The sequence below is a fragment of the Bifidobacterium xylocopae genome (assembly GCF_003315615.1).
Classification (GTDB): domain Bacteria; phylum Actinomycetota; class Actinomycetes; order Actinomycetales; family Bifidobacteriaceae; genus Bombiscardovia; species Bombiscardovia xylocopae.
In genome coordinates, this window is sequence record NZ_PDCH01000087.1 from 1 (window position 1) to 436 (window position 436).

A 436-nucleotide genomic window follows, 5' to 3' on the forward strand; every position below is an offset into this window, starting at 1 on the left:
GTGAAAAGAAGAAGAGCTGCGGAAGAAGGGATGGGGTCCAGTGGGTAGATCGCGGGGAGGGGGTGATCAGGTAGCCGGTAACCTGAACGTAGATCCAGTAGTACGGGACGAGGGGCGGCGGAACGAGGGTCGGAAGGGAGGGGGTGTTGCGGATTCGCAGGTGCTTGAGCAGGAGGCCGACCAGTTCATCTCCTCCATGCCTATCAAGGACCTGGTCAACGCCATCGACGCCGGTTCCGACGGTGCCCCCAAGGACAGGGTGCACGTGGCCAACGGCCTGCCCTATCGCGATTTCGTGACCGTCGGCCTCCTGATCAAGCACCTGCGAATCCGCAACACCACCGACTTTCCCACCCTCGGTCAGCCGCGCATCGTACAGGACCTGCCGCGCAGACACATCTGACGGTGCCGCCGGAGGAGAGGGTGACGATCGGGG

At 63.3% G+C, this 436-nt stretch carries 1 pseudogene; it reads left to right on the forward strand.

The features are described from left to right. Positions 1-166: 166 nt before the first annotated feature. A pseudogene (locus CRD59_RS07740) lies at positions 167-382 on the forward strand (hypothetical protein); the annotation flags it as partial. Positions 383-436 lie beyond the last annotated feature (54 nt).